This window comes from Mumia sp. zg.B21 (genome assembly GCF_019550855.1).
Taxonomy (GTDB): Bacteria; Actinomycetota; Actinomycetes; order Propionibacteriales; family Nocardioidaceae; genus Mumia.
In genome coordinates this window covers 668,734-685,480 of the sequence record NZ_JAHWCJ010000002.1, presented here as the reverse complement: position 1 = coordinate 685,480, position 16,747 = coordinate 668,734, and the positions used below count along the sequence as shown (strand labels likewise).

The 16,747-nt window shown below is 70.2% G+C and carries 16 protein-coding genes and 3 tRNA genes; 7 read left to right on the top strand and 12 right to left on the bottom strand.

From position 1 onward, the window contains the following. Window positions 1-21 precede the first annotated feature (21 nt). Window positions 22-375, bottom strand: a complete 354-nt coding sequence (locus KV100_RS12065; protein ID WP_220343288.1) for a VOC family protein — start codon at window positions 373-375, stop codon at window positions 22-24. A gap of 39 nt (window positions 376-414) precedes the next feature. Further along, window positions 415-2,724, bottom strand: a complete 2,310-nt coding sequence (locus KV100_RS12060; RefSeq protein ID WP_220343287.1) for an Orn/Lys/Arg decarboxylase N-terminal domain-containing protein — start codon at window positions 2,722-2,724, stop codon at window positions 415-417. Window positions 2,725-2,869: 145 nt separating this feature from the next. Between KV100_RS12060 and KV100_RS12055 the strand changes: the two genes are divergently transcribed. After that, window positions 2,870-3,658 (top strand): exodeoxyribonuclease III, encoded by a 789-nt coding sequence (locus KV100_RS12055; protein ID WP_220343286.1) that lies wholly within the window; start codon window positions 2,870-2,872, stop codon window positions 3,656-3,658. A gap of 96 nt (window positions 3,659-3,754) precedes the next feature. Here KV100_RS12055 and KV100_RS12050 read toward each other — a convergent pair whose 3' ends face one another. The 3 genes from KV100_RS12050 to KV100_RS12040 form a co-directional block, all read right to left on the bottom strand. Beyond that, window positions 3,755-4,075: a DUF2812 domain-containing protein gene (locus tag KV100_RS12050; RefSeq protein WP_220343285.1), complete on the bottom strand. Its 321-nt coding sequence runs from the start codon at window positions 4,073-4,075 to the stop codon at window positions 3,755-3,757. Window positions 4,076-4,174: 99 nt separating this feature from the next. Then, entirely contained in the window at window positions 4,175-4,819 is a 645-nt protein-coding gene (locus KV100_RS12045; protein WP_220343284.1) for a response regulator transcription factor, read from the bottom strand. Next, entirely contained in the window at window positions 4,771-6,075 is a 1,305-nt protein-coding gene (locus KV100_RS12040) for a sensor histidine kinase (protein WP_220343283.1), read from the bottom strand. The genes KV100_RS12045 and KV100_RS12040 overlap by 49 nt, the downstream gene beginning before the upstream one ends. Before the next feature lie 167 nt (window positions 6,076-6,242). Here KV100_RS12040 and KV100_RS12035 point away from each other — a divergent pair, with 167 nt between their 5' ends. Further along, entirely contained in the window at window positions 6,243-8,429 is a 2,187-nt protein-coding gene (locus KV100_RS12035) for an MMPL family transporter (RefSeq protein ID WP_220343282.1), read from the top strand. Between the two features lie 74 nt (window positions 8,430-8,503). Here KV100_RS12035 and KV100_RS12030 read toward each other — a convergent pair whose 3' ends face one another. The 5 genes from KV100_RS12030 to KV100_RS12010 all read right to left on the bottom strand — a co-directional run bounded on the left by KV100_RS12030 (window position 8,504) and on the right by KV100_RS12010 (window position 12,790). After that, on the bottom strand, window positions 8,504-9,796 hold the full coding sequence (locus tag KV100_RS12030) for a cyclopropane-fatty-acyl-phospholipid synthase family protein (RefSeq protein ID WP_220343281.1): 1,293 nt from the start codon (window positions 9,794-9,796) through the stop codon (window positions 8,504-8,506). After that, window positions 9,793-11,199 carry an FAD-binding oxidoreductase gene (locus KV100_RS12025; protein WP_308290280.1) on the bottom strand — a complete coding sequence of 469 codons (1,407 nt, stop codon included), beginning with the start codon at window positions 11,197-11,199 and terminating at the stop codon, window positions 9,793-9,795. The genes KV100_RS12030 and KV100_RS12025 overlap by 4 nt, the downstream gene beginning before the upstream one ends. Window positions 11,200-11,283: 84 nt before the next feature. Continuing rightward, window positions 11,284-11,706: a type II 3-dehydroquinate dehydratase gene (gene aroQ / locus KV100_RS12020; protein WP_255559660.1), complete on the bottom strand. Its 423-nt coding sequence runs from the start codon at window positions 11,704-11,706 to the stop codon at window positions 11,284-11,286. Then, on the bottom strand, window positions 11,706-12,446 hold the full coding sequence (locus tag KV100_RS12015; protein ID WP_220343279.1) for a pirin family protein: 741 nt from the start codon (window positions 12,444-12,446) through the stop codon (window positions 11,706-11,708). The genes aroQ and KV100_RS12015 overlap by 1 nt, the downstream gene beginning before the upstream one ends. 2 nt (window positions 12,447-12,448) lie before the next feature. Next, window positions 12,449-12,790 carry a metallopeptidase family protein gene (locus KV100_RS12010; RefSeq protein ID WP_255559746.1) on the bottom strand — a complete coding sequence of 114 codons (342 nt, stop codon included), beginning with the start codon at window positions 12,788-12,790 and terminating at the stop codon, window positions 12,449-12,451. A 108-nt stretch (window positions 12,791-12,898) separates the two neighbouring features. Here KV100_RS12010 and KV100_RS12005 point away from each other — a divergent pair. Beyond that, a tRNA-Glu gene (locus tag KV100_RS12005) sits at window positions 12,899-12,974 on the top strand. Window positions 12,975-13,083: 109 nt separating this feature from the next. Then, window positions 13,084-13,160 (top strand) — tRNA-Asp (locus KV100_RS12000). A gap of 40 nt (window positions 13,161-13,200) precedes the next feature. Here the strand turns inward: KV100_RS12000 and KV100_RS11995 are convergent. After that, window positions 13,201-14,064, bottom strand: coding sequence for an SDR family NAD(P)-dependent oxidoreductase (locus tag KV100_RS11995; protein ID WP_220343277.1), 864 nt, complete (start codon window positions 14,062-14,064; stop codon window positions 13,201-13,203). A gap of 86 nt (window positions 14,065-14,150) precedes the next feature. On the opposite strand from KV100_RS11995, the gene KV100_RS11990 reads away from it, so the two are divergent. From KV100_RS11990 to KV100_RS11980, 3 genes are all read left to right on the top strand, one after another. Continuing rightward, window positions 14,151-14,759 (top strand): malonic semialdehyde reductase, encoded by a 609-nt coding sequence (locus KV100_RS11990; RefSeq protein WP_220343276.1) that lies wholly within the window; start codon window positions 14,151-14,153, stop codon window positions 14,757-14,759. A gap of 99 nt (window positions 14,760-14,858) precedes the next feature. Next, a tRNA-Phe gene (locus KV100_RS11985) sits at window positions 14,859-14,932 on the top strand. Between the two features lie 410 nt (window positions 14,933-15,342). Then, window positions 15,343-16,245 (top strand): universal stress protein, encoded by a 903-nt coding sequence (locus KV100_RS11980; protein ID WP_220343275.1) that lies wholly within the window; start codon window positions 15,343-15,345, stop codon window positions 16,243-16,245. A 26-nt stretch (window positions 16,246-16,271) separates the two neighbouring features. Here KV100_RS11980 and KV100_RS11975 read toward each other — a convergent pair whose 3' ends face one another. Beyond that, window positions 16,272-16,724: a hypothetical protein gene (locus tag KV100_RS11975; RefSeq protein ID WP_220343274.1), complete on the bottom strand. Its 453-nt coding sequence runs from the start codon at window positions 16,722-16,724 to the stop codon at window positions 16,272-16,274. Window positions 16,725-16,747 lie beyond the last annotated feature (23 nt).

Here is a 16,747-nt window from a genome sequence, read left to right as displayed (position 1 = left end):
GCCAAGGGCTGAGGCGAGTCGTCAGCCCTCCGAGCGCGCGACGTCGAAGTAGTTGCCGTCCGGATCGGCCATCGTCACCCAGCCGAAGTCACCCATCGTGTGGGTGTCGACCTTCTCCGCACCGGCGGCCTCCAGTCGCGCCACCTCGGCGTCGACATCGTCGGCGACCAGGTCGAGGTGAAGCTTGTTCTGGCCGGGTGTCGGGCGCTCGACCTTCTGGAAGCCGAGCCGGGAGGGGTTGCCGGGCGCCGCCACGACCACGAACGAGCCGTCGTTGTCGGCTTCGATCTCTCCCCCGAGCTGCTCTGCCCACCAGCCTCCGAGGGCGAGGGCATCGGTCGTGTCGACGGTGATCATGGCCAGGTTCAGTGTCATGCACCCACGCTAGTGGGCGGCAGGGACATCGGCCGACGGTCAGGACGCGCGGACGCAGCGAGCGACGTACCGTCCGTCGACGATCTCGATCCCGTGCGTCTCGTGCTCGAACCCGGGGAAGCGGCGGTCGAACTCCTCCAGCGCGCGCAGGTACGCGAGGAACGGACTGTCGTCGTGGCCCGCAGACTCACCCGGCATCACCAACGGGATCCCGGGCGGGTACGGGACGAGCCCGATGGCCAGCGTCCGTCCGGCCAGCTGGTCGAGCGGGACGGCGTCCACCGTCCCGCGGACCACGTGGGCGTACGCCTGCGCGGGCGTCATCACCGGATCCGGGTGGGTGCCGAAGGCCTCGGACTGCACCGACAGCATCCCCGTCTGGACGATCGTGGCGTGCTGCTCCCTGGCCAGGTCGCTCAATCCCATGCCGGCGTAGCGGCGCGGGTCCTGGGCGTACGTCGCGGGCAGCACCTGCTCCAGCGGCCGGTTCGCGTCGAGATCCCGTTTGAAGGACATCAGCGTCGTGACGAGGGAGCCCCACTTGCCGCGCGTCACTCCGATCGAGAACAGCAGGAGGATCGAGTAGGACTGGGTCTTCTCGACCACGATCGACGCCTGCTGCTCGAGGTAGGCCGCCAGGATCGGCGCCGGGACCCCGAAGTCCGCCATGGTCCCGTCGGGTCGGACACCGGGCGTCACCACGGTGACCTTGATCGGGTCGAGCATCGCGTAGCGGTCGGGGAGGTCGAAGCCGTGCCAGTCCTCGCCCGCACGCAGCAGCCACGGCTCCGCCGATCCGCACAGCCACTCCTCGTCGGCGTCCTCGAAGCGGACCTTCGACCCGTCCGACAACGTCACCGTCTCGGGCTGCCACGGCACCAGCGCCCAGTCGTCCTCCGGCGTCTCGGCGGCGACGCGCGCGAGCGTACGCCGGAACGAGACCGCCTCCTGGATCGAGATCCCGGTCAGCAACGGGCCGCCACGACCCGACATCATCGCTGCGGACACGTCGTTCGACGCGATGATCGCGTACAGCGGCGACGTGGAGGCGTGCATCATGTAGGCCTCGTTGAAGAGGTCGTGGTCCACCGGGTTGCGGCCGTTGCGGACGTGCAGGTACGACGCCTGCGACAGTGCGGCCAGGAGCTTGTGCGTGGACTGCGTTGCGAAGGTCGTCGGCGCGTCCGCGGCACGCTCCCCGGTGTGCATCGCGAAGCGCTCGGCATAGATCGGGTGGAACGCCGCGTAGCCGTACCACGCCTCGTCGAAGTGGAGCCGGTCGATGTGCTCGCCGAGCGTCTGCTCGACGGTCGGCACGTGGTAGAGCAGGCCGTCGTACGTCGAGTTGGTGATCATCGCGATCGCCGGCCGCACCGACGCGTCCGCGACCAAGGGCGACTCCGCCAGCTTGGCGGCGACCGCCTCGCGGGTGAGCTCGCTCGGCGGAACGGGCCCGATGATGCCGAGGTGGTTGCGGGTGGTCGTGAGATAGACCGGCACGCCGTGGGTGAGCGTCGCGGCCTGCTCGATCGACTTGTGCGCGTTGCGGTCGAGGACCATCACGTCGCCAGCCACGACCGACGCCTGGTGCAGGACCCGGTTGGAGGTGGAGGTGCCGTTGGTGACGAAGTAGGTCATGTCCGCGCCGAAGATCGTGGCGGCCCGGCGCTCGGCCTCGCCGATCGGACCGGTGTGGTGGAGCAGCGACCCCAGCTCGTGGACGGACACCGAGAGGTCGGAACGGAACGTCTGCTCGCCGAAGAACTCCCAGAACGCCCGGCCCGCGGGCGAGCGGAGGAACGCGGCGCCGCCCTCGTGCCCCGGGGTGTGCCAGGAGTACTCGTGCTTGCGCGAGAACGCGACGAGCGCACCGAACATCGGAGGAAGGACGTCCTGCCGGTAGCGCTCGGCGGCGTTGCGGATGCGCCCGGCGATCCACGAGGGGGTGTCGTCGAGGAGATAGATCAGCTGGTCGACCTCGCGCAGGACGGCGGTGTCGAGCGAGTCGGCGCCGCGGGTCCCTGTCATCACGAACACGGGAAGGTCGCTGTTGCGTGCCCGGACCCCGGCCAGGAACGAGGTCAGGTGGTCGGGGTCGACGTGGGCCTCGTGCTGGTCGGAGTCACCGCCGGCGTCGGCGATCACCGCGCAGAGCGAGGCATCAGAGGCGATGCGGAGGACGGCGTCGTCGGGGCTCGGCGCGAACTCGGTCCGTACGTCGATCCGCTCGAGCTCCTGCACCACGCGGCGGAGCATCTCCTCGTGGGCGGTGGAGGTCTGGGGGCGTTCGTCCACGATGAGGACCTTCAGGGTCCGCGCGGTCATCGACCCCTCAGCCAGTTCCCTCACCGAAAATCCTCCCGCTCTGTGCCGTACCTCCGCAAAATACTACGTTCCGACCACGACAAATCGAACGACAGGGTCTCATATCCGTACGCATGCAGAGCGGGGCTCCGCCGTCGGCCTGTCCTCGCCGCCGGGTACGGTCGTCCTCATGCGGATCGCCACGTGGAACGTCAACTCCATCCGTTCGCGCATCGACCGCGTCACTGCGTGGCTCGAGCGCAGCGACGTGGACGTGCTGGCGATCCAGGAGACCAAGTGCCGTGACGACCAGTTCCCCGAGCTGCCGCTGCTGGCGGCCGGCTACGAGGTCGCGCACCACGGCCTGTCGCAGTGGAACGGCGTCGCGATCATCTCGCGCGTCGGCCTCGAGGACGTGCAGACCGGCTTCGCCGACATGCCGACGTGGGGTGACCCCGCTGCCGCCGAGGCGCGTGCGATCTCCGCGGTCTGCGGCGGCGTACGCGTGTGGTCGCTCTATGTGCCCAACGGTCGCAAGCTCGATGATCCCCACTACGTCTACAAGCTCGAGTGGCTCCGCCAGCTCCGCGACGACGCCGCCGGCTGGCTCGCGGACGATCCGCAGGCGCAGATCGCCCTGACCGGCGACTGGAACATCGCCCCCCACGACGACGACGTGTGGGACATGGCCAAGTTCGAGGGCAGCACGCACGTCTCCAAGCTCGAGCGAGAGGCGTTCGCCGCGATCGAGGACGCGGGCTACTCCGACGTCGTCCGCCCGCACACGCCCGGGCCTGGCGTCTACACCTACTGGGACTACACCCAGCTGCGCTTCCCCCGACGCGAAGGCATGCGGATCGACTTCGCCCTGTGCTCCCCGGCGCTCGCGGCTCGGGTCACCGGCGCGTCGATCGATCGGCAGGAGCGCAAGGGCAAGGGCGCGTCCGACCACGCCCCCGTGGTCGTCGACCTCGCCTGACCCGCCCACGGGTCACTCTCTTGCGCTCGCGGGTCACCCTCTTGCGCCCGCGGGTCACCCTCTTGCGCCCGCGGGTCACTATCTTGCGCCCGCGGGTCAGTGTCCGAGCAGGTCGGGCCGCGCACCTTCGTACGGAGCACGCCAGACATCCTTGCCACCCAGGGTCCCGACCTCCTCCCAGCCAGCCGCACGGAGCAGGTCGTCTTCGACCACGTCGGGGAAGCGACGGGGGTCGATGACATAGCGGTAGCGCGGCGGATCCACGCGATGGTGCAGCACCAGGCGTACGGCGCTCAAGAATCCGAGGTGCTCGGCGACCCAACCGCGACTGGCCTGGTCCTCGAACCAGACCTCCAGCCGCTCAGTCCCGCGTACACGGAGTGGGACGAGCCACCATGCTCGCGTGTCACCAGTCATGGCTCCATGGTGACCCGCGAGCGCCAGACAGTGACCCGCGAGCGCCAGGGAGTGACCCGGGAGCGCCAGGGAGTGACCCGCGGCCGCCCGAGGGGTCGGTCAGTCCTGCAGGTAGGCGAGGACGGCGAGGATGCGGCGGTTGTCGTCGGCGGAGACCGGGAGGTCGAGCTTGGCGAAGATGCTGTTGGTGTGCTTCGCGATCGCCTTCTCGGTCACGAACAGGCGCGCCGCGATCGCCGCGTTGGAGCGGCCCTCCGCCATCAGGCCCAGCACCTCGCGCTCCCGGTCGGTCAGACGGTCCACCGGCCGGTTGGCGGCGGCCTTGGACAGCAGGGTCGACACGACCTCCGGGTCGAGCACCGTGCCGCCGCCGGCCACCTGATGGACGGCGTCGACGAACCGATCGACATCGGCGATCCGGTCCTTCAGCAGATAACCCACGGCCCCCTCGCCCGACGACAGGAGCTCACGCGCGTACAGCTGCTCGACGTACTGCGACAGCACGAGCACCGGCAGCCCCGGCCGCGCCGCGCGCGCCTCGATCGCCGTCCGCAGCCCCTCGTCGGTGAACGTCGGAGGCATCCGTACGTCCACGACCGCGACGTCCACGTCGACCTCGCGCAGCGCCTTCGCCAGCGACGGGGCGTTGTCGACCGCGGCGACGACCGTGAAGTCGTTGGCCTCGAGCAGGCGCGTCAGGCCGTCCCTGAGGAGGGCGAGGTCTTCGGCGATGACAACGCGCACGGCAGCTCCATGGTGACGACGGTGGGTCCCCCGGCGGGGCTCTCGACCACCATGGTGCCGTCGAAGGCGGCCAAACGGCGAGCGATTCCGTCAAGCCCCGTGCCGCCGGCCGGGTCAGCACCGCCTCGGCCGTTGTCGGCCACGACCGTCCGCAGCCGCTCGCCGTCGTGCGCCAGGTCCACCGAAGCCGCGGTGGCACCGGAGTGCTTGACGACGTTGGCGAGCGCCTCGGCGATCGCGAAGTACATCGCCGACTCCACCGGCTCGGGCGCCCTTCCGGGCACCACCGCGGAGAACGACGTCGGGACCGCCAGATCGAGCATCAGCGCCTGCGCCGCTCCGACGAGCCCGCGGTCGGCCAGCACCGGCGGGTGGATCCCGCGGACGACCGAGCGCAGGTCACCGAGAGCCGACGTCGTGGTCAGCCGCGCCTCCTCGATCAGCCGGGAAGCCGCCTCCGGGTCGGTACGCATCAGCTGCTCGGCCAGCCCCAGGCTCATCCCGAGCGACACCAGCCGCGCCTGTGCACCGTCGTGCAGGTCGCGCTCGATGCGCCGCAGCTCGGCAGCGGAGTGGTCGATCGTCTCCGTACGAGACGCCGACACCTCGGCCAGCCTCTTCTCGAGCTCGGCGCGCGTCGGCGACAGAAGCGCGAGGTCCATCCGCGCACGCAGGCGGCTCACCGGCGGCGTGACGAACCACCAGGCCAGGACGCACAGCGCAGCGGGCACCCACATCGCGAAGGACGACGCCACGTCGTGGACCTGCACGAGACGCCAGTCCATGTCGAAGACGCCAGCGGGAGTCACCGCGTAGATGAAGGGGAAGATCAGGAACCACACCACACCCAGCAGCAGCACCACCGGGACCCACGAGAGGACCCATCCCACCGTCACCGAGGCGTACGACCAGCCGAGGTCACGCCATCGCGCGGGGTCTCGCGCCCAGTCCTTCACGACGACGTTGACGCCGTGCGACTCGCGCTGGTGGTACGGGCTGAGCACCGAGGTCCGGAGGACCTGGGTCGCGAAGTAGCGGTGCACGTTGGCGAGCTGTCGCAGGAACGGTACGAACGCGGCGAGCGCCGCGAGCCCGATGCCCAGCACGCCGAGCGGGATCGCGACCGTGACCACGATCAGCGTGATCAGCGTCGGGATCCCGAGCACCAGGTAGACGAGGGCGAGCCCGGTCAGCGCGAACCGTGACGTGCGCCGCGATCCGGCGTACGACTCGGGTGCACCCGTGGGCAAGCTCATCATGACTCCTGGGTCCGCTGTCGTGGCCATGCTCCCACTGTCGGTCAGAGGGGCGCCGCAGACAGTGGACCTAGCACCACCACGGTCCGGGGTCTCGCACCCGTGATCGGGAGCACGCGAGGCGGAATCGTCGTCGACGAACGATCCGGACGATCCGAGAGGCCATCATGACGACCACCGCACCTCTTCCGCACAGGCGAGCAAGCAGCCCCACACGCCGCTCGCCGGTCGTGCGGGTCGCCCGTTGGAGCGCGACCCACCCGTGGCGCGCGCTCACCCTCTGGTTGACGCTGGTCGTCGGCGCGATGGCGCTGATGGCCGTCGTGCCGACGCAGAGCATGTCCGACGACGACTACGGCGTCGGCGAGTCGGGGCGCGCGGCGGAGATGATCCGCGACGCGAACCTGGAGAGCGCCCCGGGCGAGGTCGTCCTGGTCACCGCCGAGAGCGGGGCGCTGGAGCGTACGGCCGCCGATCAGGCGTACGAGTCGCTGCGCGCCGGCGCCGAGGGCGTCGCGCACGTCGACGCCGTCGGGCCACCGACGTGGTCCGAGGACCGCTCCGCGATGCTCGTGCCGCTGACGTTGGAGAAGGGTGTCGACGACCTCGACGCGACGGTGGAGTCGTTGCAGGCCTCCACCGCCGAGGTCGCGGAAGCCAACCCCGGGCTCGACATCGCCCAGACCGGTGGGGAGTCGATCGGCACCCAGGTCGACGAGCGCGTCGGCGAGGATCTCGGGTCGGGCGAGGCACGCAGCCTCCCGATCACGCTGCTGATCATGATCGTGGCCTTCGGCGCCCTGACCGCTGCCCTGATCCCCGTGGCACTCGCGTTCTCGTGCGTGCTGACCGCGATGGGCCTGTACGCCGTAGCCTCCGCCCTGATCCCCGACTCGGGGACCGTCGCCAGCGTGATCCTCATGATCGGGATGGCGGTCGGCGTGGACTACTCGTTGTTCTACCTCAAGCGCGAGCGTGAGGAGCGTCGCAAGGGTGCGGGCACGATCGACGCGATCGAGATCGCTGCTGTGACCTCGGGTCGTGCCGTCGTGGTTGCCGGAGTCGCGGTGATCGTCGCGATGTCGGGTCTCTTCCTGACCCGTGACACCGTCTTCGCTGGACTCGCGGTCGGGGCCATCCTCGTGGTGGCTGTCGCGATGGTCGGCTCGGTGACGGTCCTGCCGGCGTTGCTGGCCAAGCTCGGCCGGTGGGTCGACCGGCCACGGATCCCCCTGCTGTGGCGGCTGAACCGCCGTATCGGCGAAGGCGGGATCAGCAAGCGCCTCATCCGTCCCGTCCTCGCCCGCCCCAAGACCTCCCTGCTGGTCTCGGTCGGTCTGCTGCTCGCGCTGTCCGCGCCGGCGCTGGGGATGAAGCTGCACGAGGGGACGATCGACACCCTGCCGCAGGACCTGCCGGCCGTGGCGACGTTCCAGACGGTGCAGGAGCACTTCCCGGCGGAGCGCCCCTCCGTCGAGATCGTCGCGCGCTCCGACGCGGACGCCACGGAGGTCGGCCGGGCACTCGACGATCTCGCGACTCGCGCCCAGGCGGAGGGGCTCGCCTCGGACGCCGAGCCGGTGGCGGTGTCCGCGGACGGACGGACCTCGGTCCTCCGACTGACCGCCGCCGGGGCCGACGGAGAGCAGGCGAACGAGGACGCGGTCTCTGAGCTCCGCGACACGGCCGGTCCCGCAGCCTTCGACGACCTCGGCCGGGTGGAGTGGGCGCTCGGGGGTGACGTGGCCGCCACGATGGACAGCCAGGACAACCAGCGTGGCGCCTTGCCGCTCGTGGTCGGGTTCGTGCTCCTGCTGACGCTGGTGATGATGGCTGTCGTGTTCCGCAGCGGGGCGGTCGCACTGCTCACGACGGGGCTCAACCTGTTGTCGGTGGGCGCTGCCTTCGGCGTGATGACGCTCGTCTTCCAGAACACGTGGGCCGAGGGTCTGCTCGACTTCACGTCACCGGGCTTCGTGGTGGACTGGGTGCCGCTCTTCTGCTTCGTGGTCCTGATCGGACTCTCGATGGACTACCACGTGTTCGTGATGAGCCGGGTCCGTGAAGGGATGCGGCGGGGACTGTCGACACGGCTCGCCGTCGAGTACGGCGTGCGCGAGACCGCGAGCGTCGTCACGAGTGCGGCGGCCGTGATGGTGTCGGTCTTCGCGGTGTTCGCGACGCTGTCGATGCTGGAGATGAAGCAGATGGGCGTCGGGCTCTCGGTGGCGATCCTGGTCGACGCCACGATCGTCCGGCTGGTCCTGCTCCCTGCGGCGCTCGTGCTGCTGGACAAGCGCCTGGGCTCGCTGCGCCGCCCTGAGCGGACGCGGGAGGTGGTGCCCGCTGCATGACCCGATCGGCTGACACGCATCGACATCGCGACCATCGGGGGTCGCGATGTCGTTGCGTACGGCGTGGGTGCCGGTCAGCTCCCCCAGGTCGGCCGGAGCGGGAAGTCGATCTGCCCGGTCGGGGAGGTCTTGGTCGCGAGCACGTGGTGCAGCTGGATCGAGTTGCGGTCGAACCCGAGCCGGGATCCGGCCATGTAGAGACCCCACACCTTGGCGGTCGCGACACCGACCTCGGCGACCGCCTCGTCCCAGTTGTCGCGGAGGTTGTGGTTCCACTCGCGCAGGGTCATCGCGTAGTGCAGCCGGAGGTTCTCCTCGTGCTGGACCTCGAGCCCGGCATCTTGCACCTCGGTGATGATGCGGCCGGACCCCGTCAGCTCGCCGTCGGGGAAGACGTAGCGGTCGATGAACTGCCCCGCCGTCGCTCGTGTGCGGTTGTCCGGTCGCGTGATGCAGTGGTTGAGCATCCGCCCGCCGACCTTGAGGTGGTCGCGGATGAAGCCGAAGTAGGAGGCGTAGTTGTGGACGCCGATGTGCTCGGTGAGACCGATCGAGCTGATCGCGTCGAAGCCGCCCTCGGGCACGTCGCGATAGTCGGAGAACCGCACCTCCGCGAGGTCGGAGAGGCCTTCACGGGCGATGGCCTGCTGCGCCCAGATCGCCTGCTGCTCCGACAGGGTCGCGCCGATGACCTTCACGCCGTAGTGCTTCGCCGCATGGCGCACCATGCCGCCCCACCCGCAGCCGATGTCGAGCAGACGCTGGCCCGGCCGGAGGTCGAGCTTGCGGCAGACCAGGTCGTACTTCTCGAACTGAGCCTCCTCGAGCGTCGAGTCGGGCTTGGGGAACACCGCGCACGTGTAGGTCATCGACGGGCCGAGCACCAGCTCGTAGAACCGGTTGGACACGTCGTAGTGGTGGTGGATCGCCGCCGCGTCGCGGCTCTTGGTGTGCCGCAGGCCCTCGACCGCTCGGCGCCACCGGGGCAGGTGCTCCTGGGGCGGCGCCGGCGGCGGGACCAGGTGCGAGAGGCCGAGCGCCTTGACGACGCGGAACGTCTCCGCGGCCGACGGTGCCCGCAGGCGCGTCTTGTTCTGCAGGTGGACCAGGGCGTCGTACGGGTCACCCGGGTGCACACCGTCGAGCTCGAGGTCACCGCTGACGTAGGCGCGCGCGAAGCCGAGGTCGCCGGGCGCGCTCATGATGTAGGACAGGCCCCGCTCGTTGACGATGCGGACGGTGATCGGCGCGTCTGCCGGGCCCGCGTTGCTGTCGTCGTAGCCTTCGAACCGGAACGAGAGCTCGCCGGGCACGAGGCGCTCCACGGCCTCGCCCAGTGTGATCGAGGACTTGGCAAGAGTGGTCATCGACGTTTCACCGCTTTCTCGTACAGGCCGGTCAACCGGTCCTTGGGGTCGTACACCGCCTTCACCTCGGTGAGATGGGGCACGTTGTAGAGGTCTGCGAAGGTCTCGGCGTCGTAGAACGCCTCCGAGTAGAGCGACTTGTGACCGCCGAGCGCGTGGACCTTCTCCTCGACGCGACGGTTGACCATGCCCGCCGGCGCGTCCGCGGGCACGGCGACGGTGCCCCAGAACCCGACGTTGACGTAGGTCGTGCCGGGCTCGAGCGGATAGAGCGGCCAGCGGGTCGCGCTGCCCGGGCCGTCTGGCTCACGGAGCCGCAGCGGGCACAACCAGACCGGGCGCATCCCCACCTCGGCGTCGAACCACGCGAGGAACTCCGCCAGCCGGTCCACGGGGACCTCGATGTCCTGGATGACCCGCTCTCGCTTCTCGACGCCGTTGCGCTTGAGACGGTCGAGCCGGTGCGCGAGGCCGTAGCGCGTGTCGAGACCGACCATCTTCTGGTAGACGTCGCTGCGCCGGCGATTGCGGGGCCACAGGCGCCGCAGCGTCGGGTTCTGGGCACCGAACGCGCCGCTGCACCAGAACCAGTCGGTGTCCCACCGCCACAGGTAGTCGTGGGCCGTGAGCGCGTCGCTGCTGCGCTCACGCACCGAGCGGTAGTAGATCTGCTGCCCGGTGTAGTCGCTGACCGCCTGCGGCTCGTCGGTCATCTCGGCCAGCGTCAGATAGATCTCGCCAGGGCTGAACGCGGTGCCGTCTATCGCGTCGACACGCACGCCGTCGTGGCTGCGCTCGCCGACGATGCGGCTGATCGCGGCCGCGGCCGACGTCGGGTCGTCGAAGCGGAGGTGCCGGAGCCGGACCCAGCCCGGGACCTTCTCCAGCGGGATGCGGATGCGGGTGGCGTAGCCGAGCGTGCCGTAGGAGTTGGGGAAGGCGAGGAACAGGTCGCTGTGCTCCTCGCGGCTGCACGTGACGACCTCCCCCGCCCCGGTGAAGACGTCCATCTCCAGCACGGACTCGTGCGGGAGTCCGTGGCGGAACGACGTCGCCTCGATCCCGAGTCCGGTGACGGCACCGCCGAGGGTGATCGTGCGCAGCTGCGGCACGACGTACGGCATGAAGCCGCGCGCGAGCGTCACCGCGACGAGGTCCTCGTAGGTGCACATGCCCTGTACGTCGGCGGTTGCGACTCCCGTGGCGGCGTCGATGTCGACGCTGATCACCCCGCCGAGCCCGCTGACGTCGAGCCCGGGTGCGTCGGAGGCGTCACGAGGTCGGAAGAGGTTGGTCGTGCGCTTGGCCAGCCGGACGGGCGAACCGTCGGGGATGGAGCCGTATGAGGCCCTGAGCCTGCGCACCGCGTCGTCGTGGGCATGTTGTCCGACCAGATCGCTCACGGTGATCACCCTAGGCACGACCACGGACGGTCGCCACGTAAATGTCCGTAACGTCCGACCGGTGACACCGGCGGCGCCGTGCGCCTACGCGAGGAACCGCAGCGCGGCGACGTACCCCTCGAACCCGAGCCCGACGATGACGCCCGTCGCGACCGCGGAGAGGTACGAGTGGTGCCGGAACTCCTCGCGGGCGTGCACGTTCGTGATGTGCACCTCGACCATCGGGGCTGTGAGCATCGCCGCCGCGTCGCGGATCGCGACCGACGTGTGCGTCCAGGCGCCGGCGTTGATCACGACGGGGTGGCCGGCGTCGGCAGCGTCGTGCAACCACCCGATCATCTCGGCCTCGCTGGCGGTCTGGCGTACGTCGACGGTGAGGTCGAGCTCGGCCCCCGCCGCGTGGCACAGCGCGACGAGGTCGTCGTACGTGCGGTCGCCGTAGACGGCGGGCTCCCGCGTCCCGAGCCGGTCGAGGTTGGGGCCGTTGAGTACGAGGACGGTGGCCATCACGCTGCTCCTGGGTCGGTGCTGGGACGGAGGTGCCACGCCAGTATCTCCGACGGCGTGACCCCCTTCACACGCAGCGGCCCCTCGCCCGTCGCCCGGAGCACGTCACCGTGCTCCAACGTCTCGCCGGCCGCCTCGACCCGGCCACGGGTCACGTGCAGGTGGACGAGGCCGTCCTCGGGCAGGTCGACGACGTCACCGGCGTCCAGCAGCGCCGCGTGCAGCATCACGCCGTCACGCACCCAGAGCACGTCGAGGAGATACCCTCGCGCCCCCTGGAGGTCCCACTGCCGGTACGCCGGCGGTCCCGGACGAGGGTCGGCGAGCTCGGCGTCGGACGGGGCGAGCATCATCTGGAGGAAGTGCAGCGGCTCGGTCGTCGAGTGGTTGCGCTCGGTGTGCTCGACCCCGGCACGAGCGCTGATGTGCTGGACCTCGCCCGGTCGCAGCACGCCGCGGGCACCCATGGAGTCCTCGTGGGCGAGGGCGCCGGCCAGGACCCAGGTCACGATCTCGACGTCGCTGTGGCGGTGGCTGTCGTAGCCGGCCCCGGGCTCGAGCCACTCCTCGTTCACCGCACGCAGCGGTCCGAACGCGACGTTGTCGGCGTCGTAGTGGTCTCCGTACGAGAAGCTGTGGCGTGTCGTGATGCCGTCGCGACGCGACGTGTAGCGCTCGTCGCAGCGGATCACACGCACGTCCCGTCCCGCCGCGCCACGGCGGCCGCGGCGGCGGAACATCCTCACGCGTACCCCAGCTCGTGCAGCCGGTCGTCGTCGATCCCGAAGTAGTGCGCGATCTCGTGCGCGACCGTGATGCCGACCTCCTCGACGACGTCCTGCTCGGTGTCGCAGATCGCGAGCGTCGGGTTCCGGTAGATCGTGATGCGGTCGGGCAGGACACCGCCGTATGCGCTGGTCCGCTCGGTGACCGGGATGCCGTCGTAGAGGCCGAGCAAGGTCGGGTCGTCGTCGGGCGCGTCGTCCTCGATGAGGAGCACGACGTTCTCGAGGAGCCCGGTGAGGTCCGGTGGCAGCTCGTCGAACGCCCGCTCGACGAGCTCGGCGAAGCGGTCCGGCGACATGTCGATCACGGGTCCAGTCTGCCTGAGGGCCCCAGGTCGACGTCACCGGCTTTGGCGGCCGGAGGACGCTGCCCGTACGATGAACCGTCCGCGCCGTCGTGCGCGTACGCCCTCATCGTCTAGTGGCCTAGGACGTCGCCCTTTCAAGGCGGTAGCACGGGTTCGAATCCCGTTGGGGGCACCATCGCTCGGAGTTCAGGCGGTGCGTGCGGGGAGTCCGACCCCGGTTTTGGAGTCGTCCGAACCGTCCGCTAAAGTGGTGCTCGCACCGCTGAGCGGTGACAACTGAAGATGGCCCTGTAGCGCAGTTGGTTAGCGCGCCGCCCTGTCACGGCGGAGGTCGCGAGTTCGAGTCTCGTCAGGGTCGCCAGCACGAAGGGTCCGAGCCGTCAGGTTCGGGCCCTTCGTCGTTATTCCGCGAGCGTACGGACCGTGATCGGCATGCGGCGGCTGCGGCGCAGGTTGCCCCGCAGCACAGAACGCAGCCCTCGGCCGAGGATCGTCGGGACCGTCAGGTCGACGTGGTCGTCGCGGTCCCCGACCACCAACGGCACGATCGGCGCCGCCGCCAGCTCCGGCACCTGCCCCCACAGGCCCACGACCCAGGGCAGTGCGGCGACTCGCTGTTCCATGCCCGGGGTGACGGTCACCTCGCTCAGCATCTCCGTCCTCACCAGACCGGGGTCGAACCCGTGCACCCGCACCCCGGCGCCCGCGATCTCCGAGCGCACCGTCCGGGTGTACTGACGGTTCCACGCCTTCGACGTGGCGTAGGCGTTCTGCCACGGCACCGGCTTGGTCGAGCCTTTGCCCCACACGTTGACCACGTGGCCGCGGCCCTGTTCGAGCATCGTGGTCACGGCCGTCCGGGTGCCGTGGTGGACCGCACGGATGTTGACGTCGACGATCCGGTCGAAGACGTCGACCGGCGTCAGGTGGGTCGGACCGTAGATCCCTGAGACACCTGCGTTGTTGACCCAGACGTCCAGGCCACCCCACTCCAGCGCTCGGTCGCGGATGCCCTCGACCGCGGCGAGATCGGTGACGTCGGCCTCGACGCCGACGGCCTCGACGCCGCTCTGTGCCAGACGGCTCACGGCTTCGGGGACACCGCTGCCCGGCAGGGACGCCACGACGACGCGAGCACCCGCCCGACCGAGGGCGTCGGCGAACCCGAACCCGAGACCGCGCGAACCGCCGGTCACGACCGCCACCTGACCACTGAGCGGCCGACCTGCGGACGCGCCCACGCTCTCCGTACGACGTCGTGGCATCTGACCTTCCTCACGCTTCAGCCGATGGTGGCACGAACCACACTGGTTTGAGGATGAAACTGAAAATGCCACTCGTTTCACGACACATGACCGTGACCCTCCCCGAGCTCGCGCTGCCCCGAGCCGCGCAGGACCTCCTCTTCCGCGAGGCCCGCACTGCCAACGCCTTCACCGACGAACCCGTCACCGTCGACGAGATCCGCGCCGTGTACGACCTGGTGAAGTTCGGGCCGACGGCGATGAACTGCCAGCCGCTGCGGATCACTCTGGTGACCGACGGCGAGGCCCGCCAGCGCCTGCTGCCGCACATGTCGGAGGGCAACCGAGCCAAGACCGGCGCCGCGCCTCTGGTCGCGATCCTCGCGGCCGACGTCGACTTCCACGAGACCCTTCCCGAGGTCTTCCCGCACGCGCCCGGCATGCGCGACGCGCTCGAGCCGGTCGCCGACCAGCGGGAGTCGATGGCCAGGCTGAGCGCCGGCCTCCAGATCGGCTACTTCATCGTGGGCGTGCGCGCCGCCGGCCTCTATGCCGGCCCGATGACAGGCTTCGACGCCGCGGGGGTCGACAAGGAGTTCTTCGACGGCACCGGTCTCAGGTCGCTCGTGATCGTCAACATCGGTCATCCCGCCGAGGACGCCTACCGCGATCGCCTGCCCCGCCTCGACGCGGCCAGCGTGGTCACTGTCGCGTGACCTGACCGGGTGATCCGGACCGCGCCTCGCCTTGTATAGTGGTGCGCGCCCGGGTCACGCCGGGCTGCTTCTTGAGGCGAGAGCCCCGAGGAGACAGACGGCCAGGTAGCTCAGTTGGTACGAGCGTCCGCCTGAAAAGCGGAAGGTCGCCGGTTCGACCCCGGCCCTGGCCACCCACGACCGCAGATCTCGCCCAGCGAGCTGCGGTCTTCTGTTTATCCGGGTGCGCGCACCGCTGCCTCGACGAGGATCCGCGCAGTGGCCTTCGCGTCGTCGGCCGTGGCTGGGGAGCCCGTGATGGGTGCCATCACCATCGCGCCGTTCGCGACGAGGGCGAGAAGGACCAGGCTCGTCTCGACCGCCCCGGGATCGACCAGATCCCGAGATCCATCTGCTCGACGCCGGCCACTTCGCGCTCGAGACGCATCTCGAGGAGATCGTGATGTTGACCCGTCCGTTCCTGCAGGAGGCGGCCGCGCGCGAGCGCTGAGCGTTCGTGGCGGTGGCAGGGCAGTCCTTCCGGGCGGACGATGGCGTCATCGGTGACATCCGCGCCGGTGCCGACCTTCGGGAGGACGAGACGATGACCACCACCACAGCGCCTGTCGTCGTAGGCGTCGCTGCGAGCACCATGGACGACGACGTGCTCCGCTTCGCCGTCGACGCCGCCGAGCGACGGGGCGTGCCGATCCTCCTCGTCCACGCGTACAACCCGGACTACCACGCCGCCAGCCCGGTGATCCCGGAGAACGATCGGCGCGAGGTCGCCAACCAGCTTCTCGCCGAGACCTTCGACCGGTTCAGCAAGATCGCCGGCGACCGGGTGGAGATCCTCACCCTGCTCGCCGAGGGCGGGACCGTGGGCGTGCTGCTGAGGGCGTCGTCGGAGGCCTCGCTCCTCGTCCTCCGACGACGTGACATATCGGCGCTCGGCCGGGTCTTCACCGGCTCGATCATCAGCGGGGTCGCTGCCCGAGCCGCATGTCCCGTCGCGATGGTGCCGGCGGGCTGGCACGCGGGCGAGGCGCGCGGCCGGATCGTGGTCGGGATCGACGAGACCGCCATCTCCGCGGAGGCCCTCGACCTCGGGTTCGATCTTGCGCACGTGCGCGGCGCGAGGCTCACCGTGCTGCACGCCTGGCGGGCGCCGACGTTCTACGACGACGTGATCTTCGCCCGGACCAGCGAGCAGTCGTGGCGCGAGGCGGCACGGCTCCGACTGGAGGAGACGGTGGCGCCCTGGGTCCAACGCCACGGCGACGTCACGGTCGACGTGGTGGTCGAGTACGAGCGGCCCGCGACGGCACTGGCACGGGCGAGCGCCGAGAGCGACGTGCTCGTCGTCGGACGCCGGACCCGGCCTCTGCCTCGGGGGGTCGCCCTCGGATCGGTGACGGGCGCGCTGATCCGTACCACCGCATGCCCGCTCGTCGTGGCACCGCTCGCGGGAGACGCCGAGCCGACTGCCGCCGAGGGGACGTCCTGATCCCCGGCCCTGTGACGGCCTCGCGATCAGGAACGAGAGACGACGCCGGACGCGGCGTACGCCAGCCCGATCGACGTCGCGTCCTCGGCGAGCGCCGCCGGCAGGTCCGGCTTGCCGGTCCGCGCCCAGGCCTGGCGCCAGGCGTTGCCCGCGTACGACCCGGCGAGCGCCGCCGCGGCACCGGCCACAGTGGACGGGACGACCGGGCCCTTGCCCGTGCGTGCGATCTGGAAGCCGGCGAGTCCGCCCGCCGCGACTCGGCCGGCCAACGGAGCGAGCCGGAGCCTGCTCGGTGTCTGCGGCAGCTTGTCGACGACCAGCTCGCTGGCGATGCCCGCCAGGACCAACCCGCGTGACCATGCCGAGTGCTTGCTCGACAGGCGTGTCACGGCAGGGCCGAGCGTCGATCGCCCTCCGCTGGCCAATCCGGCGATACCGCTCGCGAGCAGCAGTGCACGGGAACTGGGTTGCTGAGACACGTCGGTTCTCCTCGCTCCTGCGG